Origin of the sequence: Nonlabens sp. (assembly GCF_965660805.1) — a bacterium.
Lineage (GTDB): Bacteria > Bacteroidota > Bacteroidia > Flavobacteriales > Flavobacteriaceae > Nonlabens.
The window spans coordinates 1-23,634 of the sequence record NZ_CBFIBE010000005.1; the positions used below are offsets into that span (position 1 = coordinate 1).

The window sequence follows — 23,634 nt, forward strand, 5'->3', positions numbered from 1 at the left end:
AGCATCTATAGAAGTTGCTACGTTTGAGTCTCCTCTTGAATCTTCAAGGTCTATAAAATCAGACGCTGTTGCTGTTCCTGTAGTAGATGCAAAGGCATTTGTTATAGTTGCTGTAGCGCCACGACGCACTTTAATTAAGTCAGAGAAATCTACTGTACTAGCTTCATGACGTATGGTTAATCCATTGATCGTAAAATCAGACTGGTTTAAATCAGTAGGTGAATTACCATCTAAGTTACCATCTGCCTCAATACCTCTAGGATCAGAAGTTACAGCGTTATAACCGTTTTCACGTATTCCATATAAATTAGTACAAGTACCTCTATATCCTTGTGTGAAGTCAAACATGTCATCTTTTGCGTTTAATACAAAGATATTATCTGCGTTTACAGACCCACCGAAGAACTCGATCCCATCATCATCACCATTTGCGATCCAGATGTTTGATAACGTAGTTCCAGAACCTACACCATTAAGAGTAAGACCGTTATGCTCTGCTTCACCATCGATACGAGCACCAGTATACTCAATGATTACATATTGCATAGATCCAGAATCGTCTGCATCATCAGTTCCACCAAATAATAAACTTGCATTTACTTCGGTTCCAGCCTCATTACCTGTTGCTGCCTGACCTGAGATTAAAGCTTTTCCGTTTAAGATAATTCCACCCCATGCGGCTGGTGATTGTTGTGTGCTTGTAAATCTAATAGGAGACGCTGCAGTACCGTTTGCTATAAGTTTACCACCTGTTTCTACTAAAAGGTAAACAGAAGTTCCTCCTGCCTGGGCAGTAATAGTGGTTCCAGCTTCTATGGTTAAGGTTATTCCATCTTTTACAAATAAAGGCCCATTTAACACATAGGGATTACCTGCGCTTAAGGTTGTGTTTTCAGTAAGGTTTCCAGATAACACAAAGTTATCTTGAACTCCACCACCTACAATGTTAATATCATCTGTCTCACAAGACGTAAATGAAATTGCTATAATAGCTACTAATAAAAATGATAATTTTTTCATGATGTTTTAAATTAATTAAGTTCTTTTTTTAGTTGTGACAAAGAAAGAACCTAAGGTTGTAATTGATGTTAAGTGTACTTTACCAAAGTTTTAAAACTGGTAGCTGTATCCTAAGCTAATGTCAATTCCACGTTTATACTGGCTTAAGATAACGTTACCTAATCCACCACTACCTTCTCTTTCTAATCGATACTCTGGGTTCAATAGGTTTCGAGCTTTAAGTGATAGTTTACTATTCTCTGTTAAGCCTATGGAACCTATGAAGTCTAAGGTAGGAACTCCTATTTCATTAATATTCTCAAAACCTCTAGTCCCTACTGAGTAAACTCTTTCTGTAAAGTAATTAAATACTAGGGCAGTATTAATGCTGCTCTTATTTATATAAGTGTTATAATTCAAATCAAAATTTACTAAGAAAGGCGCTGCTCCTTGTAACTGACTTGTAGCATTAGTAAACTGAGCTAGTGAATTAGTTTGTTCTTGCTCACTATGAATGTATGAAGCATTTAGTCCTAAGGCAAACTTATTTGAACGACTCACATCATAACCAGCAGCTGGCAATTCCTTTTCAAATATGTTTTTGCGCAACTCAAATTCTAAACCTAAAACCGTTGCTTGATCACCTACATTCAGGTAAGTAAGTGTGTTTCCACCACTTGGAATCTCGGTACGTGCAATAGGGTTATCAATAACTTTATAGAAACCTGTTAATGAAACTAACTCACCTTTTGCAGGGTAGAATTCATAAGCTAGGTCAAAGTTTGACACCTTAGATATTTCTAAGTTTCTATTTCCTTGTGTAGCTGTACCTCCAGGATTATCATATCTAAAAGGAGCGATTTCTTTAAAACGAGGCATGATATAAGACTGGCTACCAGCTAATCTGAAAATGTTTTTATCATCCATAGAATATTTAAACCCTAAACTAGGTAAAAACAGATTTTCATTAATTTCGGCTAGTCCTTCATTTGCACTATTTGCGATGTTAGTATCGTACTCTACTTCTTGAGAAACATTTTCAAATCTCAATCCAGCATTTAGCAATAGCTTATCTGTTAAACCTTTCACATAATTACCTTGCCCTGCAAATAACACTTTATCACCTATGTAATAGAAAGGATTAAACGACTGAGGATTAATAGCACTACCACGACCCGTTTCCAGTCTAAAGTTTCCGTTATTAACATTAGGCTGATTAAAAACAGTATCTGGATTATCTATATCTATTGCGATACGAGTGTCAAACGTATGATTAAAAATAGTCGCTTGGAATACGTGGTGTGTCCATCGCACATCTCCACCTACAGTGAAGTAGTTCAAACGATCATCTTCCTCATTATTATTTAAATCATACTTTAAATTGAAGTTTGCATTATAATCGTTCTCTTGAATTTTACTGAAATATCTCTGGTTGTTACCACCAGAATCTATGTTAGGAGAAAAGAACCCATCTCTTAATAAGTATTCAAAATTTCTACGATCTGGCTCACTACCTCTTAAAGCGTTAAAAGATGCTTTAATATCTAGTTCGAGACGATCAGAGAATTCATAATGAGCTAACAACTGGTTTACAAAAAGGTTATTATCATTAGTTTGTTGTCTATTAACATAAACTAGGTCACCATCTTGCTCTGGATTATTAATACCATTATAGTCTTCAAAACTCTGTGTGTTTTTATGGATATACATGGAAATCCATTCTATATTATTCTTACCAAAATTATATTTCAAATTTCCGAGAGCTATTTGTGAAGTTTCATACTGATACTTTTCAAAGTCCTGGTCTAAGAATATTCTACCTGTACTACCCGTATTACGTATCGTACCATCTATGAATCTATACCCATTATCAAAGGTTAGTAATCCATAAACATTTAAATAATTATCCCCTATATCAAATCTTTTTCCGCCTTTTAAAGAAAGACCTAAGTTGATTAAATTATTCTGATTAGTAGCTGCTAGATTATTATCAAAACTGTAGACATTTAAGTTGTTTACTGGCAACTCAGCATCGCTAAACCCAAAATAACCTTCGCCATCTATTCCTTTAAAGTCTTCACCTAAAGTTTGCATATTTGCTCCTGTAGAAACACTAACTGCTAGATCCTTTTTACCGCTAAGACCTTTTAAATCTATATTTACGTTTGCACCTGCAACGTCAGCTCCTATTTCAGAGGTAAACACTTTATTAATATCTACTGACTCAATTAAATCTGTTCCAAAGAAATCTAGAGCTATGTTCTTATATTCTGGATCTTCAGATGGTAGCGGTAATCCATTTAAAGATGTAGAGTTATAACGGTCACCTAAACCTCTTACAAAAACATTTTTTACACCTTGTTGCTTTGATACACCACTTACCTTAGTAACCGCACCTTCAGCATCGCTCACACCTTTCTGAGAAAGCTCCTCAGCACCTATAGATTGAACTATAGTCACCGCTTTTTTCTTTTCTTCTATTAGAGCAGCGGCACTTTCACGTGTTTTAGTTACGGTAATAATTATATCATCTAGGGCAGCAGCCTCTGCCACCATAGGAACTTGCACATTAGTTGTGTTGCCAGCGGTAACAGTAACTGGCATCTCTACTGTTTGCATTCCTACAAACGTTACAATTAGAGTATGTGTACCTGGAGCGATGGAAATGGTAAATTTACCATCCATGTCTGACTGTGCACCTTTGGTCGTTCCTTTTACTTGAATAGAAGCAAACGCAACAGGCTCATCATTATAATCTTTATCTATAATGGTTCCAGCAATGGTTCCGTTTTGAGCAGATGTGATTGCAGTGATAAGAAAAAATAAAATGTAAACTAACTTATTCATTATGGGTTATTTATAATTTGCAAAGAAACGTCTATAAACTACTCTATTAGGTTATCTGAATATTAACTATATTCTATTTGATTGTTAAGAAATGGTAAATAGGAGCAACGCAATTTTATGAAATAGCCTTCTTATCTTGCAGCTTTAAACTACTACTATGAACTGGGAACACCTACTTTCTTTAAAACGCCATGGAGACACCGCACCTAGACCACGTAAATCACAAGACGAGCTACGTTTAGGATTTGAAGTAGACTACGATCGTGTGATTTTCTCGCAGCATTTCCGCAGTTTACAAGATAAAACCCAGGTAATTCCATTGAGTCAAACAGGTTTTGTACACACGCGTTTAACTCATAGTCTAGAAGTATCTGTAGTAGGTCGCTCTTTAGGACGCATGGCAGGTCAGCGCATTTTAGAAAAACACCCTGAACTCGTGGCAGCTGGTTATAAAATGCAGGATTTTGGCGCCATCGTTGCTGCTGCTTCTTTAGCTCACGATATTGGTAATCCTCCTTTTGGACATAGTGGAGAAAAAGCTATAGGTAGTTACTTTTCTAGTGGTAACGGTAAAGGTTTTATGAATACGCTTTCGCGAAAGCAGCAACAAGATCTCATAGATTATGAAGGAAATGCAAATGGCTACCGACTTCTCAATCTAGATTCTCCTGGAACTCCTGGTGGTGTGAGATTATCTTATGCAACTCTAGGAGCTTTTACAAAATACCCTAAAGAATCCTTACCATTAAAGCCTACAGATCATATCTCACAGAAGAAATTTGGTGTGTTTCAAGCAGACTTAGAACATTTTAAGGATGTCGCAGAAGAACTAGGAATTAAAAACGCAGCAGGTAGTGCTGAGCCTTACATGAGGCATCCACTTACCTATCTAGTAGAGGCCGCAGATGATATTTGTTACACGATCATAGATTTTGAAGACGGAATTAATCTAGGCTGGATTGCCGAAGATTTTGCTCTGGAATACCTCATCAATCTGGTACGTAAAAACATCAAGTCTGAAGTTTACTCTAAGCTTTCCACGACTTCAGAAAGGCTGACTTATTTAAGATCACTTGCCATCAATAATTTAATAACCGATTGTGTAGATGTCTTCATGAAAAATGAAGAGGCTATATTAAATGGAACTTTTAAACATGCCCTTACAGATAAATCAGTTTTTAAACCGCAAATAGATGACATTCTTGCTATTACCGTAGATAAAGTGTACCGTAATGATGAGGTGATTCAAAAGGAAATCGCAGGTTATAAAATCCTTACTGACATTCTACATGCTGTTGTTACGGCTACTATAAATGATCTAGAAGGTCATAAAACAGCTTATGATAAATTAATACTAAACACTTGCAGCGGCTTAAAATGCGATACAGAATCTATGTATGAACGCATGCTTAATGCCTGTGGTTATGTCGCGTCCTTAACAGATAGTCGTGCGCTACAGCTCTTTAGTGTTATCAATGGTGCGATCAAACCTTAAGTATTTATATCTTTAAAAGGTCTAAAAACAGCCTCATGAATAAAATTATAAATCTTTTCATTATCACTACTTTACTATTATCCGTAGTCGGTTGTACAAATAGTAAAGCCCCTAATGACCTAATGGAGGCTAAACGCCTAATTCATAAAGATTTTCTAGCAAATAGTCCTTTTGCTCAGACTAAAAACCTATCTAAAGAGAAACGTAAAGAACTAGGATTACCGCCTAGTGCTTATAATGAGAGAGAATGGGAACTTACCATGAATCCATCCTTAGGAATTCCTACTCCTTTTCTGGTAGAATCTACCACACCTAGTTCCTTAAGCCCTAAAGCAGCACCAGGAACTAATGCAACTCCATGGCAAGAAAGAGGTCCTTTTAATACTGGTGGTAGAACTAGAGTGGCTTTTTTTGACCCTAATGATGTAGGAGTTCATAATGGCGATGGTATAGATTATAACAGAGCATTTGCTGGTGGTGTAGGTGGTGGATTATGGGTTAATAATGATATTACTAGCGCTGCCTCGCCCTGGACTATCGTTCCAGGAGTAGCAGGTGATTTAAGTGTAAACACTTATGCCATAGATCCTAATAATCCGTTAAACATGTACATAGGAACTGGAGAACAATATGCTCAAGGTGCCGCAGTAGGGAATGGTGTTTATAAAACTACAGATGGTGGCGTTACATGGAACCAAGTAAATATTCAACCAGCTGGACCTGGAACTGTAAGTGGTGGTAGTTCTTTATTTAAATCTGGTATTTTTAATGTTAATGACATTATTATCAGAGATAATAACGGTTTGAGCGAAATTTACGTAGGTATAGGATCTATTTTTTATGGCGCGCCTAATGGTAACATAGGAAATCCATCAAACATTTTAGGAGCGCAAAATGCTGGATTATATCGTAGCATAGATAATGGTGCAACGTGGAACAGAATTGAAAACACATCCATGTCATTTAACTTTTCTGGTTTAACCCTATATGTAACACCTAATGATTTTGAAATAGGAGCAGATAATACTTTATACTTCGGTAGTATTGCGTCATCTGGTTTAGGTCAAGGCGGCGGAAGAGTTTATTCCAGTAATGATGGTATTACCTGGACACTTAATCAGGTAATACCTTCTACAGATCGCATAGAACTAGCAAGTTCATCTAGTAATGCAAATCTTATTTATGCCGCTGTAGAGGCTGCCGCTGGAGCAGATTTATATGTCTCAAATGATAAAATGGCAACTATTACGGCAATGAATGAACCTATTGATGCTGATAATGGTATTCCAGCTACAGACTTTACCAGAGGTCAGGCTTTCTATGATCTAGTAATTGAAGTGGATCCTACTAATGACCAAATTATCTATGCCGGTGGAATCGATCTACATCGCTCAGTAAATGGTGGAACATCGTGGAGTCAAATCTCAAAATGGTCTAACAGCCCTAATCTTAATAGCTTAAATGTCCCATTTGTTCATGCAGATATTCATTCCCTCACTTTTAGACCTGGAAATAATGATCAAGCCCTTGTAGGTTCTGACGGTGGTGTTTCTTATGCAAGTGCACTTTCTACAGCTTCTTCAAATCCTAATAGTATCGCAAATAGAAATAATAGTTTTAATGTAACTCAGTTCTACTACGGTGACATAGCAGATACTGATATTACAGATGGTGATGATTTTGCTGGCGGTACTCAAGATAATGGCTCTCAAATAACTAATGATGCTCCTGCAAACGGTTTAGCAACTTTCTTTGATCCCATAGGTGGTGATGGTGCTTATACTAATATAGATAAGGATGGAAATTATGTTGTTTTATCAGTTACTGGACAAACACACCTTTATGTAAATTACCCAATACCACCAGGAAGTACCATAAATAGTCTTTTTGGCACAGGTAGTTTATATGCTATTTCTCAAGGCTCTGGAGGAGATTTTATCAACGTAGCAGAGCTAGATGAAAACTTAGACTTTTTCTTTGCAAATGGTCAGACTTTCAATGGTGCAAATGGTATTCTAGCCTGTTCCTTAGGAGCTAATTCTGCAAATTGTAATACTATAACCGACTCTTCAATAAGTAATTCAAGACCTACAGCTATGAAGGTTTCACCTTTAACCACTTCTTCTTCTAGGTTATTTATAGGAACGGTAGACTCTAAATTAATAAGAGTAGATAATGCAAATACTTCAATACCTACATGGACTGATATATCGGGAAGTCAATTCTTAGGTTCTGTATCAGACATTGAACTAGGCTTTACAGAACAGGAAATACTTGTGACCATGCATAATTATGGGGTAGATAGTATATGGCATTCTACTGATGGAGGAACAACATGGACAAGTAAAGAAGGTAATTTACCAGACATTCCAGTAAAAACCATTCTTAAAAACCCCTTACTTACAGAAGAGGTTATTATAGGAACTGAAGAAGGTATTTATGTAACGGGTAACTTTAATAGCACAAGCCCTACATGGACACAAACTAACAATGGAATGACTAGCGTAAAAGTAGTGGACCTAGATTTAAGGGTAAGCGATAACACCATTCTTGCCAGTACCCATGGTCGTGGTATGTTTACAGGTAAATTTAACACACTAGGTTTTGAAGAGTCACGTAGGGCTCAAAATCAAGTAAAGCTGTTCCCTACCATAAATAATGGAACTTTATATCTCGTTTCAGATATAGAACTTAATAATACTCAAGTCTCGATCTATAATTTAAGCGGCCAAGAAGTGTATCATAAAAAAAGGACCCTTACTGCTAACCAAAAAGAGATTAGTATTAAAGATGCTGCAAGTGGTGTTTACATAGTGCGCATCGCATCTGGAAATTATCATCAAAACCTAAAAATGATCATCAAATAGATAATTTTTTTATCAATCTCAATACGGTCTCACGGTCTATTCCTGCTATTTTATGCAAGTCTGCTGTGGGACCATGTTGTATAAACTGATCTGGGATTCCTAGCTTGTAAATGTTGTTTTTATACGCTTTCGCAGAAGCGTAATCAACAATCACACTGCCTAAACCGCCTATAATCGTTCCATCTTCTATAGTGATCACGTGCTCGTGATGCTCAAAAATAGCATCCAGCCTTTCAGTATCTAGCGGTTTTAAAAATCGCATATCTACCTGTGTAATTTCAAGGTTATTATCTCTGATCAAATCATCTATCATAGCACCTATAGTACCTATAGATATAATGGCAATTTTAGAACCTTTATGAATCACTCGTGATTTGCCTATTTCAAGTTCTTGAAAAGGTACTTGCCAGTTTAAAATACGACCACGACCTCGCGGATATCTAATCGCCATAGGTAAATCCATGCCCAATTGTGCGGTATACATCATATTGCGCAACTCTATAGCGTCCATAGGTGCGGCAATTATCAAATCTGGAATACAGTTCAAATAAGCAAGATCAAAATTACCATGATGCGTAGCTCCATCCTGACCTACGATTCCCGCACGATCTAGACAAAAAATGACCGGTAATTTTTGTAACGCGACATCGTGAATCACCTGATCATAAGCGCGTTGTAAAAAAGTAGAATAGATATTGCAAAATGGGACTAGCCCTTGAGAAGCCATTCCTGCGGCTAGTGTTACGGCATGCTGCTCGGCAATTCCTACGTCATAGGCACGATCTGGCATGGCATCCATCATAATTTTGAGCGAACTTCCCGTAGGCATGGCTGGCGTGATGCCTATAATATCCTCGTTATGCTCAGCTAGTTCTACTATGGTATGACCAAAAACATCTTGGAATTTAGGAGGCAATGCACTCGTATCACTAGGTGTTAAATCTCCTGTAATTTTATCAAATTTTCCTGGTGCATGGTAACGTACTTGGTCTATTTCGGCCTGTTTTAAACCTTTACCTTTTGTGGTACGAACGTGTAATAATCGTGGTCCATTTAAGGTTTTCTGACGTTGTAATTCTGGAATTAAAACATCCAGATCATGACCATCAATAGGACCTGAATAATCAAAATTTAAAGCTTCAAATATATTGTCCTGTCCAGTTTCCTTACCAGATTTAGTTTTAGTCAGATAATCTTTTAACGCTCCTACCGCAGGATCTATCCCTATGGCGTTATCATTAAGAATGACTAATAAATCTGCACCGCTCACTCCAGCATGGTTAAGCGCCTCAAAAGCCATCCCACTAGCAATACTGGCATCTCCTACTACAGCAATGTGTTTTCTATCCATGCCTTTTAACTGACTGGCCATAGCCATTCCCAGTGCAGCACTTATGGAAGTAGAACTATGCCCTACACCAAAGGTGTCATACACACTTTCTTCACGTTTAGGAAATCCAGAAATTCCATCTAATTCTCTATTGGTATGAAAAACATCACGTCTACCAGTGAGTATTTTATGTCCATAAGCTTGATGTCCTACATCCCAAACCAGTATATCATCTGGTGTATTGAATACATAATGTAGCGCTATCGTTAACTCAGTAACTCCTAGACTAGCACCTAAATGTCCTTCTTTGGTCGCTACGATATCAATGATAAATGCTCTTAATTCTTGGGCGATTGTTTTTAATTCGCTTTCGCGAAAGCGTTTTAAATCTGCCGGAGAATTAATTTGAGTAAGTAGCATGTTAGACATGGCTCAAAGATACTTGAAAAGAACTCGAATTTGAACTTGAACTTGAACTTGATATTTAGAATATTTCAAATTTAGTTTAGGTTTCAGGTTTCAGTTCATTGATAACAACTTACTACGTTTTTACAATAGGTTTATAAACTTAAACTTAGATTTCAACTTAGACTTACATTTGTAAAATGATAGAACCCTACGACCACGAGTATTTTATGAAAAAAGCATTGCAAGAAGCACAAACTGCTTTTGATCGCGATGAGATTCCTGTAGGTGCTGTTATTGTGACTAATAACCGCATCATTGCCAAAGGTCATAACCTCACAGAAACGCTAACTGATGTTACCGCACATGCTGAGATGCAAGCCATTACCGCTGGAGCTAGTTTTTTAGGTGGTAAATATTTAAAAGATTGTACGCTGTATGTAACCCTAGAACCTTGCCAGATGTGCGCTGGTGCTTTATACTGGTCACAAATCTCTAACATCGTCTACGGCGCTAGTGATGAAAAACGAGGTTACCGTGCTATGGGAACTACCATACATCCCAAAACCCAAGTAGTTTCTGGTGTTTTAGAAAATGAATGTAGTGAGATATTAAATAAGTTTTTTGAAAGGAAAAGGAAAATGTAATTTATTCCTCTTCATCATCCTTCAATACATCAGGATTCCAGATGAAAGATTTGAGTTTTTTATGTCGGTAACGCACAATTAAAAACGCCGGCATAAGAATAAAGAATAGAAATAAAGTCGCACAGCCTACAATCTTTTGCCCTAAATAATAGTCATCTACATCACCACTGTAGATATAATAAAACCCTACACATAGCGCGATGATAAAACCTATTAGGGATATACGTAGTATTTTATTTTCCATGATATGTTATTTCAAAATCACTCCTTCCCTTGAGGAAAGGCTGCGATGGGTGTTTCTAATATAATATTAAAGCCGAAGCCTTTCCCCAATACAAAAGTAAGACTCGTAAATTACCTATAGTGTTAATTGGTACTATTCAAAATTTTCGACATTCTGTATTCCTTTATCAATATTCGATATTTGATATTTGATATTCGATATTCAAAAAACTCAAATCGTTCTCGACTTTCGCTCGAACTGGAACAAAAAATCATCGAACTCAAAGCGCTCAACTACAACGTCACCTTCAAGTTCAATTCCTTTAACTGCTCTTGATCTATAGCTGCTGGTGCATCGATCATCACATCGCGACCACTATTATTTTTAGGGAAAGCTATAAAATCTCTAATCGTTTCCTGACCACCTAAAATAGAAACTAGTCTATCAAAACCAAAAGCTAGTCCAGCATGTGGTGGCGCGCCATATTCAAAAGCATCCATAAGGAATCCAAACTGCGCTCTCGCCTCATCTGGTGTAAATCCTAAATGGTCAAACATTAAGGCTTGTAATTTCTTATCAAAAATCCTTACTGATCCACCACCTATCTCGTTACCATTCATTACTAGGTCATAGGCATTGGCACGCACATTTCCAGGATCTGTTTCTAGCTTATCAATATCTTCTGGCTTAGGCGATGTAAATGGGTGGTGCATCGCATGATACCTTTCAGTATCTTCATCCCATTCTAGTAATGGGAAATCAATTACCCATAAAGGAGCAAATACTTCTGGATCGCGCAGTCCTAGACGTTCTGCTAGTTCCATGCGCAGTGCGCTTAACTGTCCACGTGTTTTATCTGCTGGTCCAGAAAGCACGCATATTAAGTCGCCGGCTTTTGCACCAGTCGCTTCTGCCCATTGTGTTAGATCTTCTTGAGAGTAGAACTTATCTACACTTGATTTAAAACTGCCGTCTTCGTTGCATTTTACATACACCATACCTAACGCACCTATTTGTGGACGTTTTACCCAATCGATTAATTTATCGATTTCTTTACGTGTGTAACTTGCGCCGCCAGGAACTGCGATTCCTACGACTAGTTCTGCTTCATTGAAGATTTTAAAGTCTCTCGCTTTCGCGAAAGCGGAAATATCTCCAAACTCCATCCCAAAACGGATATCTGGTTTATCATTGCCATATTTCTCCATCGCCTCTCGATAAGTCATGCGTGGAAAATCGGTAACGTCTACATTCTTAACTTTCTTTAATAAGTGACGTGTCATTTCTTCAAAGATGTTCAATACATCTTCCTGTTCTACAAAAGACATCTCGCAGTCTATTTGTGTAAACTCTGGCTGGCGATCTGCACGTAAATCCTCATCACGGAAGCATTTTACAATCTGAAAATACTTATCCAGTCCACCTACCATAAGCAATTGCTTAAAAGTTTGTGGCGATTGTGGTAAGGCATAAAACTGTCCTTCATTCATACGTGATGGCACAACAAAATCACGAGCACCTTCTGGCGTGGATTTAATCAATACTGGAGTTTCCACCTCTACAAAATCACGACCTGCTAGAAAATTACGCACTTCCATAGCTACCTGTGAACGGAATATCAAATTCTCACGTACTGGATTACGACGTATATCTAGGTAACGATACTTCATGCGCAATTCCTCGCCACCATCAGTTTCATCTTCTATGGTAAATGGCGGTGTTTTAGACTCACTAAGTATATCAAGCTCTTTTACTAGAATCTCAATAGCGCCAGTAGGCATTTTATCATTTTTAGATTCGCGTTCTATCACGGTTCCTTTAACCTGAATCACAAATTCGCGACCTAATTTCTGTGCTTTTTCTATGAGGGCTTTTTCAGTGCGCTCTTCATCAAAAAGTAATTGCGTCACTCCATAACGGTCTCTTAAATCTACCCAAACTATAAAACCTTTATCACGGCTCTTTTGAACCCAGCCGGCAAGTGTTACTTCTTTATTTACGTCGCTAGCTCGCAGGCTACCACAATCGTGTGATCTATACATAATTATCCATCTATTGAAGTTGCAAAAATAAGCCGATTTTACAGATGGCAAGTAGCAATAAGACAAAGTTTATGGGCTAATTATCTCCGTACGCGAACTTTACAGACTCTTTTATAAAAACTTTAATTACTGAATTACAGTAAGTTAAGCGATTAATGTAAATTTAATGTTATCTAAATGTTGTGTATAAGTATAATTAAAGTTAAATTTGGATATCTAAAAATGACGGAACGATGAAGAAAATACTTTTTTTATGTGCACTTTTTGTAGGAGTACTAGCAATGGCACAGGACGTAAAACCAGAATTTGAAAAACAAAATGACGGAACTATTAAGGCTACCTATTTCTATTCTAATGGAGATATTGCTCAAATAGGAACTTTTAATAAAGATAATGAAAGACATGGTGAATGGATTTCATATAATCTTGAAGGTCAGAAAACCGCACAAGCCGAATATGAAAACGGAAAAAAAGCTGGCAAATGGTTTTTTTGGAGCGATGAACAACTTACTGAGGTAGATTACAGTAATAATGCAATAGTCGCCGTTAACAATTGGGTAAATAAAAACCCAGTGGCTACTAATAGACCTTAAAGAGGTGACACTATAAACTTATAAAAGAGCTGGAATAACTATCCAGCTCTTTTTTTATGTCTATATTTTTGATCTAATACCTATTTATGTTTCTAATGCCGTATTCTTAATTTGAATTATTTTTTTTGACTAGATGATAAAGAAAATTAAAGCATAGCCTAAACTACGGTTTCATTTTATTTTGAAATATAGGCGAAAAAGAAACGAATTATATGCGACATTAGGAATGTAAATTGGTATAACACTTAAAGACCATCCATCAACTGATCTAAAGATTTTAATTCCTTATGCCTAAAGGAATAATTAAAAATTAGGCTATTTAATTCTTCTTATTGGTATTATTTGCTAGTTGCCCACAAGCAGCGTCTATATCTTTACCTCTACTGCGACGCACGTTAACTATAAAACCTTGTTGTTCTAAGATTCTTTCATAAGCGTCTACGGCTTGCTTAGAAGCTTGTTCAAAACGAGGATCGTCTATGGAGTTATATTCTATAATATTTACTTTACAAGGAATCACTTTACAAAAATCTACTAATGCATCTATATCTTCCTGAGTATCATTAATTCCCTTCCAGACGACATACTCATAAGTAACCCGTGTTCCTGTTTTATCATACCAGTATCGTAAAGCGTCTTTAATATCTTCTAATGGAAACTGATCATTAAAAGGCATTATCTTCACTCTTTTCTCATCAATAGCACTGTGGAGTGATAGAGCTAGATTAAACTTAGGTCCATCATCGGCCAGTTTCTTCATCATTTTAGGCACACCACTGGTAGATAATGTGATACGTTTAGGAGACATTCCTAGACCATCATCTCCTGTAATTTTATCGATAGACTTAAGAACATTATTATAATTCATGAGCGGTTCTCCCATTCCCATGAATACTATATTTGACAATGGTCGATCGTGATAACTTCTACTTTGCTGATCTATGGCAACTACTTGATCATAAATCTCATCTGGGTTTAAGTTGCGCATACGTTTTAATCTTGCAGTTGCACAAAACTCACAGTTTAAACTGCAACCTACTTGAGAAGATACACAGGCTGTAGTTCTAGTAGGAGTAGGAATCATAACTGACTCTACGGTTAACCCATCATGTAATTTCACCGCGTTTTTAATGGTTCCATCCTTACTGCGCTGCATGTGATCTACTCGTATATGATTGATCACAAAATGTTCCTGTAAAAAAGCTCTAGTATCTTTTGAAAGATTAGTCATGTCTTCAAAATGATGCGCACCTTTTTTCCATAACCATTCATACACCTGGTTACCTCTAAAGGCTTGCTGACCTTGATCCACAAAATAAGTTCTCAATTCTTCTTGAGTATAGGATCTAATATCTTTTTTAGTAGCTTTCACAAAGATTATAAAATAAAACGCGCTGCAAAATTAGACAATCTTACAGCGCGCTCTTATGATATCAAGTTAAATTCTTATTCTTTAATAAGTTTTTCTGTAACTGATCCATTTATGGTTGTTACAGTTACAAAATATAGTCCATTTGAGACATGAGATAAATTAATCCTTTTATTACCATCATTAAACACACCAGAACTGATCATTTTTCCCGCAACATTATAAATTTGATAAGAAGCTTCTTCTTCTATGTCAAAATTAAAAATAGCTCTAGACGGGTTAGGGAACACATTAAATCTCAACATAGTAGACGCATCAGTACTTAATGTGGAGTAATAATCACCGTCATACGTTACCACATTTGTGTTATCAGGGTCTAACCAGTTTTTTAATTGTCTAGAAGCTGTACCACCGCTATTCCAGCTTGTGCTCATTCTACCATAAAAGTCAGGTTGCCCATTATCATTAGTTCCTGTACAGGCTGCGCCACCACCTAATAATTGACCTATAATTTGTCCTTGAGGATTAATTAAACAACCTCCAGAAGATCCTCCTTCAGTAACACCATAATCCCAGTTTGCAACAGTCCAGCAAGCTATTCCTGAAACAGTTTGAGCTACTGTAGATTGATCGTTACGGCTCATTTTCATAATATCACCACTAGGGTGATGCATGCTTAACTGTGATGTTGCCGGTGTTGTTGAATTATTCCAACCTGCATAATATAAATCCCAAGAAGCTGGTGGTGTCTGATTTAATTCAAATAATGCAACATCACTTGCTCCTCGATTTGCTCTTAAAACAGCACCAGAAACCACCCTTGTAGGATTAAAAGGACCACTAGTATTTGAAAAAGTGGCGCAATCTGGTGTGTTAGTGAACCAATCGAAGCCGAAGCTCCAATTACTTGCCGAATAAGAGGTTCCAGCACCATCGTTAACGTTCCCCAAGCAATGATTTGCTGTCAAGAAATAAGGAGTTCCATCTTCTCTTACATTATTCACTAGAGTACCCGTACATAATCCACCACCATTGATGATTATTCGTGCAACAGAATGTCTATAATTATTTCGAATAGTTGTCCAATCTTGTCCATTTGAAGAACCTTGATTAGGATCACACATTACGTCTACATTACAATTTCCCGACTCGTTTAACTTTAAAAAACTATCTTCTAAAGATCCGAATCCTCTGTAACCGTGAACTACTTCATCTATAGAAACACGACCTAAACCTTTTACGCTAGCCGGCTCATAATACTCTAACCAGATATCATCACCGTACACGATCCAGGTTCCCAGCACTCCATCTTCTTGATTCTCAGCACTCGTATATGGTCCTATTTTATCAGTATGTTCATTATTATATAAATATAATTCTGCTCCAGCAGGTAAGTCATACCTGTCTAAAAGCAAATTGATTGTTTTAGCGCCTGTGGAAACTATATTAAGTTGCCAGATACGATCACCATTTTCGAGCGTGGTCCATGCACCAGAATTAAATAAATCCATCGAAACGTCAATATTTTTACCAAAACGATATGGTTTCAAGAGAACATCAGCATTCTTTGTAGCATCTTCTAGTAATAACTCCTCTACATTTACAACTGGCATAACCATAGGTGCTGTGTCAGGTGTAATTCCTAATTCCCAGCTAGGTGGCGCTTTTTGATTAGACACTTGTCCAAACGCATAGCTACTGCTTACAATTAATAATATTACAGTTATAAAATTTTTCATCACTATTTTTTTAGGGTGTTTAATAAATCGCAATATAATCATTAAACATAAAAAAACCGCTTAGATCAGGTCCAAGCGGCTAAATATGGTAATAGTGTAAAACTATTGTTCATTAATCTACAATCAACATAGCGTCACCATAAGTAGAAAACTTATATTCTTCCTTAATAGCCTCTTTATAGGCCTTTTTTAATAAATCATAACCAGCAAATGCAGCTGCTTGCATCATTAAAGTAGATTTAGGATGATGGAAATTAGTGATCATCGCATTTGCAATACTAAAATCAAAAGGTGGGAAAATAAACTTATTAGTCCATCCATCAAATGGGTTAAGATGACCATTACTACTTACAGAACTTTCTAGGGTTCTCATAGTGGTCGTTCCTACAGCACAGACATTCCTCCTGGCATCTATAGCTTCATTTACCATGTCACAAGTCTCTTTAGTAATTTGAGCCTGTTCACTATCCATTTTATGTTTAGAAAGATCTTCTACTTCAACCGGAGCAAATGTCCCTAAACCTATATGCATAGTAACAGCTGTTCTTTTAACTCCTTTAATTTCTAATCTTTTTAATAAGTGTTTAGAAAAGTGCAAGCCTGCAACTGGTGCCGCTACAGCTCCTTCATTAACCGCATAAATGGTCTGGTAGCGTTCCTCATCTTCTTCTTCTACCTCACGACCTAGTTCTCTAGGTAATGGCGTTTCTCCTAGGTCTTTTAACTTCTGGCGGAATTCCTCATAACTACCGTCAAAAAGAAAACGCAAAGTTCTACCTCTAGAAGTGGTGTTATCTATTACCTCAGCTACAAGACTCTCATCATCACCAAAGTATAGTTTGTTCCCTATTCTTATCTTACGGGCAGGATCTACCAGCACGTCCCACAATTTAGTGGTAGGGTTTAATTCTCTTAAAAGAAAAACCTCTATACGCGCTCCTGTTTTTTCTTTATTTCCATAAAGTCTAGCAGGAAACACCTTAGTATCATTAGTCACAAACACATCTTCTTCTTCAAAATAATCCAGTACATCTTTGAACATTCTGTGTTCAATTTCACCAGTTTTCTTATGCAATACCATAAGACGCGACTCATCTCTATTCTCTGCAGGATGTTGCGCCACTAAATTTTCTGGAAGGTCGTAACCAAATTGTGATAGCTTCATGTATTCTTTTTAATTTGAACTTACAAATATACGATTGTGAAATAGGCGTTGTCAAGTAAATCGATACTTAAATTTCTGTGATGTTGATATTTAAGCGTTTTAAATCTTCCCAAAATGTCGGGTAGCTTTTAGAAACTACTAGAGCATCCTTAATAATTAACGGTGTTTTACAGGATAATGGTGCAAATGCCATTGCCATTCTATGGTCATTATAAGTGTCTATAACCACTGCATGATCATGTGTTTTTAATGGCTCACAGCTCAGTGTTATGCTATCATGGGTAGTGGTAATCTCGCTTTCGCGAAAGCGTAATCCCACTTCCTTCATTGCTTCTAGACGATCTGTTTCTTTAATACGCAAGGTGTGCAATCCCGTTAAATATGCATTTACACCTAGGGCGAGGCAAGTCGCAAAAATAGTTTGTGCTTGATCGGGTTCATTTACTAAATTCATGACCACGCGCTGCGCCAGCTTATCAGAGATTTTTTTTAATATTAGTTTTCCCTTTTCAAACTTAGTTTGTACGCCAAAAGCCTCATAATAATCCTTTAACTTATGGTCTCCTTGAAGCGTTTTTAAAAAATAATGCTGCAATGTTAACTCATAACCTACCTGCTGTAAAGCAACCCAACTGTACCAGTAGCCAGCACTGCTCCAGTCACTTTCCACAACTAGCGCCTTAGTTATGGCACTTTTTAATGGTTTGATTTTTATAAATTGGCTTTTTGAATCAGCTGTTTCAAGAGTCTTAGAGTTCCATAACACATCTACACCTATGGACTCTAGTTGCTTTGCTGTCATTTCTAAATAGGGTCTAGAAGTAAGTTTCCCTAACAGTTCTATTTCTAGTCCATTTTTTAAGGATGGTGCTATGAGCATTAACGCTGTAATGTACTGACTAGAAACGGTAGCATCTATTTTTAAAGAACTGCCATTAATGTGGCCGCCTTTAATATAAAGAGGTGGATATCCTTCTTTATCTACATAATTTATTTGTGCTCCTATGGAACGCAATGCGTCTACTAAAATTCCTATGGGCCGTTCTTGCATGCGCTCACTACCCGTTAAAATAACTTCTCCATGATCTTTACGAGCAACATATGCGGTAAGAAAACGCATGGCTGTTCCCGCATGACCTATATTAATGGTGGTTTCTAGAGATGCCAGTGCTTGCTGCATGTGCACGGTATCATCACTATTAGAAAGGTTTGATATTTCTAGCTCTGGAAAAAGAGCTTGTAAAATAAGCAGCCTGTTGCTCTCACTTTTTGAACCTGTGATGGTAAAAAGTGGGCTTTTATTTATTGAGTTATGATGAGCTTGCAGCAGTACATCCATTTTTAACCTTTTAACTTCTCGTTATTATGGTGTCTATCGTGATCGCGTTCTGTTTTAAGTTGGAGTTTTTTTGCAAAGGCTGTTTCTAGATCGGTTCCTGTTTGATTTGCTAGACATAGCACGACAAACATCACATCAGCCAGTTCCTCGCCTAGGTCTTTGTTTTTATCGCTTTCTTTCTCGCTTTGCTCGCCGTACCGTCTTGCTATAATACGAGCAACTTCACCTACTTCTTCCGTAAGTTGTGCCATGTTAGTAAGCTCGTTAAAGTAACGTACACCGTGGTTTTTTATCCACTGATCTACTTGCTGTTGTGATTGTTTTAGGGACATATATCTTAATTAAAATTATTAAAATCACTCTCGATTCTTACTATCCATCACAATAGTAACTGGTCCATCATTCACGAGTGCTACTTTCATATCTGCTCCAAAAATGCCTGTTGGGATGGTTTTATCTAGCTTTTGCGAAAGCGTTTTTACAAAACTGTCATATAAAGGAATCGCTACATCGGGTCTGGCGGCGCTTATAAAACTAGGTCGGTTTCCTTTTTTAGTGCTAGCAAACAAGGTAAACTGCGAAACCACTAGTGTATCTCCACTCACATCACTTATGTTTAAATTCATTTTACCGTCTGAGTCTGAAAAAATGCGCATTCCCACAATTTTATTCACAAGCCAATCGATGTCTTCTTGAACATCTTCTCCAGTAATTCCTAGTAAAACGAGTAATCCATGTTTAATACTTCCATGGACTTTACCTTCTATGGTAACACTTGCCTCACTTACTCGTTGTAACACTACTCTCATGGAGTCTGGTATTTATCTGCTCTGTAGCTATCTTCATCGCCATTAACTATTTGCACATAACTTTCATAACGGCTCAGATGAATTTCTCCAGCCTCAACCGCTTCTTTTACAGCACATTTAGGCTCTTCTATGTGTAAGCAATTATGAAATTTACAATCTTGCTTGCGTTCAAAAATTTCTGGGAAATAGCCTCCTATATCTTCTTTTTCAAGGTCTACCACACCAAAACCTTTAATTCCTGGTGTATCTATAATACGGGCGTTAAAATCCAGGTCAAACATCTCTGCAAATGTCGTAGTGTGTTGTCCTTGTTTGTGTTGCAAGCTTATCGCTTTGGTTTTTAATTCTAGTCCTGGTTGTATCGCATTGGCTGTTGTGCTTTTTCCTGCTCCACTATGGCCAGCAAACATGCTGGTTTTACCTAGCATTTTTTCTTTCACAAGTTCGATGTTTTTACCCGTTGCAGCACTAATAGGGATGCACTCATACCCTACTGATTTATATAACTGTAGTAACACACGTACTTGATCCAGCTCTGTCATGGCAAGCAATTCTTCTCCTGTTTCTGGATCTAGAATAATTTCTCCTTGCTCATCATTATAAGTATCTACTTTATTAAAAAGTAGAGTTACTGGAATTTGATATGCTGCAGCGCTCACTAAAAACCGGTCAATAAATGAAGTAAATGTAGGCGGATTGTTCAACGTGATGATCAAAAATACTTGATCCACATTTGCGGCAATAATATGGGTTTGCTTAGATAAGTTAACAGACTTGCGCACGATGTAATTATCGCGCTCCTCTATTTCATTAATGATCCCTATTTCTTCATCGCCCTTTTTTTCTATTTGAAAAATGACTCGATCACCTACCGCTACAGGATTAGTGCTTTTAATTCCTTTTAAACGGAATTTACCTTTAATGCGACAGGAATACATGGCACCATCAGTTCCTTTTACTTCGTACCAGCTACCTGTAGATCTATAGACGGTTCCTTTCATATCGCTGCGCTTAAAAAAATAAAAATAAAACAAGTCATAACTAGTATGAATAGATTCAACAGCACGTTACTTTTATTTTTCATTTTACTTTTTGATTCTATTCAAACATTTTTTGTTGATGATGAATACTTTCTTGATGAATGGCTTTATAAAACGCCTCTATAAATGAATCGCTCAAACCGCCATTTGCGCCTTGTTCTTTCATTTGAGCAAGCATGCGTTTCCATATCTCGCTTTGCAAGATAGATACATTATCCTTTTTCTTCAAGGCTCCTATATCTTCAGCTAGTTTCATGCGCTGGCTCAACAGACCTATGATTTTAGTATCTAGATTATTAATGTCTGTACGTATATGCTCTAGGTTTTCAGTTGACGTTTCATCTGAAAAGTCTTTTTTCCTAATGCGCAAATCCCGCATGATTTGAATCATCTTCTCAGGCGTAACTTGTTGTGCAGCATCACTCCATGCTTGATCAGGAATAGGGTGCGTTTCTACCATTAACCCGTCAAACCTTAAATCAAGAGCGGTCTGGCTCACGTCAAAAATCATTTCTCGATTTCCAGTAATATGCGACGGGTCACATATTAATGGCAAGTCTGGATGCATGGATTTTAAATCGATCGGGATTTGCCACTGTGGATTATTTCTATAATCAGTCTTTCTATAAGTAGAAAAACCTCTATGAATCACCCCTAAATTTTTAATGCCTTGCGCTTGTAAACGTTCTACAGCTCCTAACCATAAGGCAAGATCTGGATTTACAGGATTCTTAACCAGTACAACTTTATCTGTTCCATTTAAAGCCTCAGCGATTTCTTGAACTAGAAATGGATTTACAGTGGTACGAGCTCCTAACCAGAGCACGTCTATATCATATTGCAATGCAATTTTTACATGCATGGCACTACCTACTTCTATGGCTATTTGGAGACCTGTTTCTTTTTTGGCACGCATGAGCCATGGTAACGCAATCGCTCCTACACCTTCAAAACTTCCTGGCCTAGTACGCGGTTTCCACACTCCAGCACGTAACATACTTACATCACTATCCTTTAACGCATGCGCTGTTTCCAGCACTTGCTCCTCGGTCTCTGCGCTGCACGGACCTGCTATAACCAGTGGATGTGCAAGCTGCAAGTCATCTAACCATTTTCTATTTTCCTTAGTAATTTCCATAATTGTTACAAATTTAGCACAATGCCTGCTCAACTTGCTGGTTAGGGCACTTAATTATTCCCTTTGGAATTAGGTGAGCTTTTAATTTTCATGTTACATATTCATGGCATAGCTTATAATTTAATTACGCTTTCGCGAAAGCGTAACAAACACATTTCTTATCTTTACCTTATGTCTATAAATGTTCACAACATATCTAAGTATTACGGCAGCCAAAAGGCGCTGGACGAGGTCAGTTTTTCTATAAAAAGCGGTGAGATCGTAGGTTTTTTAGGTCCTAATGGCGCTGGAAAATCTACCATGATGCGCATATTAACGACCTACTTAAATGCAAATGAAGGTAGCGCCACGGTAAACGGGCATGATATTAAAACAGCTCAAAAAGCCGTACAGCAGTCCATAGGTTATTTACCAGAAAGTAACCCATTATATCCTGAGATGTATGTGCGGGAATATTTAGAATTTAGCGCTGGAGTTTATCACCTTAAGGATTCAAAAAACCGTATTACACAGGTGATCGAGGCCACTGGATTAAGTTCTCATGAGAGCAAAAAAATAAACCAACTCTCCAAAGGTTACAAACAGCGTGTAGGTCTGGCAAATGCTTTATTACACGAGCCACAAGTTTTAATTCTCGATGAACCTACTACGGGACTGGACCCTAATCAGCTCATAGAAATACGCCAGCTTATTAAAAAAGTAGGTCAGAACACCACTATTTTACTTTCCACACACATCATGCAAGAGGTAGAAGCGATGTGTGATCGAGTTATTATTATCAATAAAGGCAACATCGTAGCCGATGATTATTTGAAAAACCTTAAAAGCGATGCAAATCAAATTATAGAAGTAGAGTTTGATTATAAAGTTGAACCAGAGTTATTACAACAAATTTCTAAAGTACGTGAAGTAACAGAAATGATTCATGTGCCTGAGTTCACGTATAGCCTTAAATTTGCAACTCAAGAAGATATGCGTAGTGCGGTTTTTGATTTTGCACATGATAATAAATTGAAGATTCTAGCCTTGAATAAGAGAAATAAGAATCTTGAAACGATGTTTCAGGAATTAACGCAGGAATGATTTAAGTTTAAAATATCAACTCATCAGGTGAGAAAACAGGAATAGTAGAGTGCTAAAACCCTTTTTCTTTCTAGTAATAATACCATCTATACCAGTAACAGAAGCAGCACAATGAAACTGAACTGCGTCTTCAAAGTCATTGAATTTGCTCAATACCGCTGATATGAGCATTTCTTTAGAAACAGAAACAATATCAACGTCTGTTAAAAATATAGCTATTTGTTCTTTTGCAGCTTGAGACCTATTTGTTTTTTTAAGTAAAAGTAAAACGTAGTAATTGCATTATCAGAGGTGAAAAGTTTCCATTTTTTAGTTTCAACACTTTCAATAGCAAGTCTATTTAAATAATTCTGTATTAACTCTGACAAGCTCTGACCAGTATCTTTAGCATATTGCTTTGCATGTTCTATAACTGCTTTTTCAATAGTAAGTGTCAACTTTGTTTTCACAATACGTGCCTTCATAACAACGATCCGTATCTTTTAAATGTATAGCAAATACACC

General features: G+C 37.1%; 19 protein-coding genes. 5 read left to right on the plus strand and 14 right to left on the minus strand.

What is annotated here, in order from left to right; all coding sequences use genetic code 11:
* On the minus strand, positions 1-1,020 hold a 1,020-nt coding region (locus tag ACTF48_RS02375; protein ID WP_438961535.1), incomplete at its 3' end, for a hypothetical protein.
* Between the two features lie 90 nt (positions 1,021-1,110).
* Positions 1,111-3,846 (minus strand): carboxypeptidase-like regulatory domain-containing protein, encoded by a 2,736-nt coding sequence (locus ACTF48_RS02380; protein ID WP_438961536.1) that lies wholly within the window; start codon positions 3,844-3,846, stop codon positions 1,111-1,113.
* A 157-nt stretch (positions 3,847-4,003) separates the two neighbouring features.
* Between ACTF48_RS02380 and dgt the strand changes: the two genes are divergently transcribed.
* Together dgt and ACTF48_RS02390 are read left to right on the plus strand one after the other, a co-directional pair.
* On the plus strand, positions 4,004-5,341 hold the full coding sequence (dgt, locus tag ACTF48_RS02385; protein ID WP_438961537.1) for a dGTP triphosphohydrolase: 1,338 nt from the start codon (positions 4,004-4,006) through the stop codon (positions 5,339-5,341).
* A 35-nt stretch (positions 5,342-5,376) separates the two neighbouring features.
* On the plus strand, positions 5,377-8,208 hold the full coding sequence (locus tag ACTF48_RS02390) for a T9SS type A sorting domain-containing protein (RefSeq protein ID WP_438961538.1): 2,832 nt from the start codon (positions 5,377-5,379) through the stop codon (positions 8,206-8,208).
* Here the strand turns inward: ACTF48_RS02390 and ACTF48_RS02395 are convergent.
* Positions 8,201-9,967 carry a 1-deoxy-D-xylulose-5-phosphate synthase gene (locus ACTF48_RS02395; protein ID WP_438961539.1) on the minus strand — a complete coding sequence of 589 codons (1,767 nt, stop codon included), beginning with the start codon at positions 9,965-9,967 and terminating at the stop codon, positions 8,201-8,203. The two genes, ACTF48_RS02390 and ACTF48_RS02395, sit on opposite strands and share 8 nt — an antisense overlap.
* 176 nt (positions 9,968-10,143) lie before the next feature.
* Between ACTF48_RS02395 and ACTF48_RS02400 the strand changes: the two genes are divergently transcribed.
* The gene (locus tag ACTF48_RS02400) at positions 10,144-10,590 is read left to right on the plus strand and encodes a nucleoside deaminase (RefSeq protein ID WP_438961540.1); all 447 of its coding nucleotides are present in this window, start codon (positions 10,144-10,146) and stop codon (positions 10,588-10,590) included.
* Between the two features lies 1 nt (position 10,591).
* On the opposite strand, the gene ACTF48_RS02405 is transcribed toward ACTF48_RS02400, so the two are convergent.
* Positions 10,592-10,834: a hypothetical protein gene (locus ACTF48_RS02405; RefSeq protein ID WP_438961541.1), complete on the minus strand. Its 243-nt coding sequence runs from the start codon at positions 10,832-10,834 to the stop codon at positions 10,592-10,594.
* A 272-nt stretch (positions 10,835-11,106) separates the two neighbouring features.
* Positions 11,107-12,855: an aspartate--tRNA ligase gene (gene aspS, locus ACTF48_RS02410; protein WP_438961542.1), complete on the minus strand. Its 1,749-nt coding sequence runs from the start codon at positions 12,853-12,855 to the stop codon at positions 11,107-11,109.
* A 233-nt stretch (positions 12,856-13,088) separates the two neighbouring features.
* On the opposite strand from aspS, the gene ACTF48_RS02415 reads away from it, so the two are divergent.
* A complete protein-coding gene (locus ACTF48_RS02415; protein WP_438961543.1) occupies positions 13,089-13,448 on the plus strand; it encodes a toxin-antitoxin system YwqK family antitoxin in 360 nt (119 codons plus the stop codon).
* A 319-nt stretch (positions 13,449-13,767) separates the two neighbouring features.
* On the opposite strand, the gene rlmN is transcribed toward ACTF48_RS02415, so the two are convergent.
* From rlmN to ACTF48_RS02455, 8 genes are all read right to left on the minus strand, one after another.
* Positions 13,768-14,820 carry a 23S rRNA (adenine(2503)-C(2))-methyltransferase RlmN gene (gene rlmN / locus ACTF48_RS02420; protein ID WP_438961544.1) on the minus strand — a complete coding sequence of 351 codons (1,053 nt, stop codon included), beginning with the start codon at positions 14,818-14,820 and terminating at the stop codon, positions 13,768-13,770.
* A 74-nt stretch (positions 14,821-14,894) separates the two neighbouring features.
* Positions 14,895-16,556 (minus strand): T9SS type A sorting domain-containing protein, encoded by a 1,662-nt coding sequence (locus ACTF48_RS02425; RefSeq protein ID WP_438961545.1) that lies wholly within the window; start codon positions 16,554-16,556, stop codon positions 14,895-14,897.
* 112 nt (positions 16,557-16,668) lie between these two features.
* Positions 16,669-17,721: a tRNA preQ1(34) S-adenosylmethionine ribosyltransferase-isomerase QueA gene (queA, locus tag ACTF48_RS02430; protein ID WP_438961546.1), complete on the minus strand. Its 1,053-nt coding sequence runs from the start codon at positions 17,719-17,721 to the stop codon at positions 16,669-16,671.
* Between the two features lie 67 nt (positions 17,722-17,788).
* Positions 17,789-19,060, minus strand: coding sequence for a 3-phosphoshikimate 1-carboxyvinyltransferase (locus tag ACTF48_RS02435; protein ID WP_438961547.1), 1,272 nt, complete (start codon positions 19,058-19,060; stop codon positions 17,789-17,791).
* A gap of 2 nt (positions 19,061-19,062) precedes the next feature.
* Positions 19,063-19,392, minus strand: coding sequence for a nucleotide pyrophosphohydrolase (locus ACTF48_RS02440; RefSeq protein WP_438961548.1), 330 nt, complete (start codon positions 19,390-19,392; stop codon positions 19,063-19,065).
* Positions 19,393-19,416: 24 nt separating this feature from the next.
* Positions 19,417-19,869 carry a D-aminoacyl-tRNA deacylase gene (dtd, locus tag ACTF48_RS02445; protein ID WP_438961549.1) on the minus strand — a complete coding sequence of 151 codons (453 nt, stop codon included), beginning with the start codon at positions 19,867-19,869 and terminating at the stop codon, positions 19,417-19,419.
* Positions 19,866-20,870 carry a ribosome small subunit-dependent GTPase A gene (rsgA, locus tag ACTF48_RS02450; protein ID WP_438961550.1) on the minus strand — a complete coding sequence of 335 codons (1,005 nt, stop codon included), beginning with the start codon at positions 20,868-20,870 and terminating at the stop codon, positions 19,866-19,868. The genes dtd and rsgA overlap by 4 nt, the downstream gene beginning before the upstream one ends.
* Positions 20,871-20,967: 97 nt before the next feature.
* Positions 20,968-22,047, minus strand: a complete 1,080-nt coding sequence (locus ACTF48_RS02455) for a chorismate mutase (RefSeq protein ID WP_438961551.1) — start codon at positions 22,045-22,047, stop codon at positions 20,968-20,970.
* A gap of 171 nt (positions 22,048-22,218) precedes the next feature.
* Between ACTF48_RS02455 and gldA the strand changes: the two genes are divergently transcribed.
* Entirely contained in the window at positions 22,219-23,130 is a 912-nt protein-coding gene (gldA, locus tag ACTF48_RS02460) for a gliding motility-associated ABC transporter ATP-binding subunit GldA (protein WP_438961597.1), read from the plus strand.
* A 215-nt stretch (positions 23,131-23,345) separates the two neighbouring features.
* Here the strand turns inward: gldA and ACTF48_RS02465 are convergent, their stop codons facing one another.
* Positions 23,346-23,594, minus strand: coding sequence for a DUF6364 family protein (locus ACTF48_RS02465; protein WP_438961552.1), 249 nt, complete (start codon positions 23,592-23,594; stop codon positions 23,346-23,348).
* Positions 23,595-23,634: the final 40 nt, after the last annotated feature.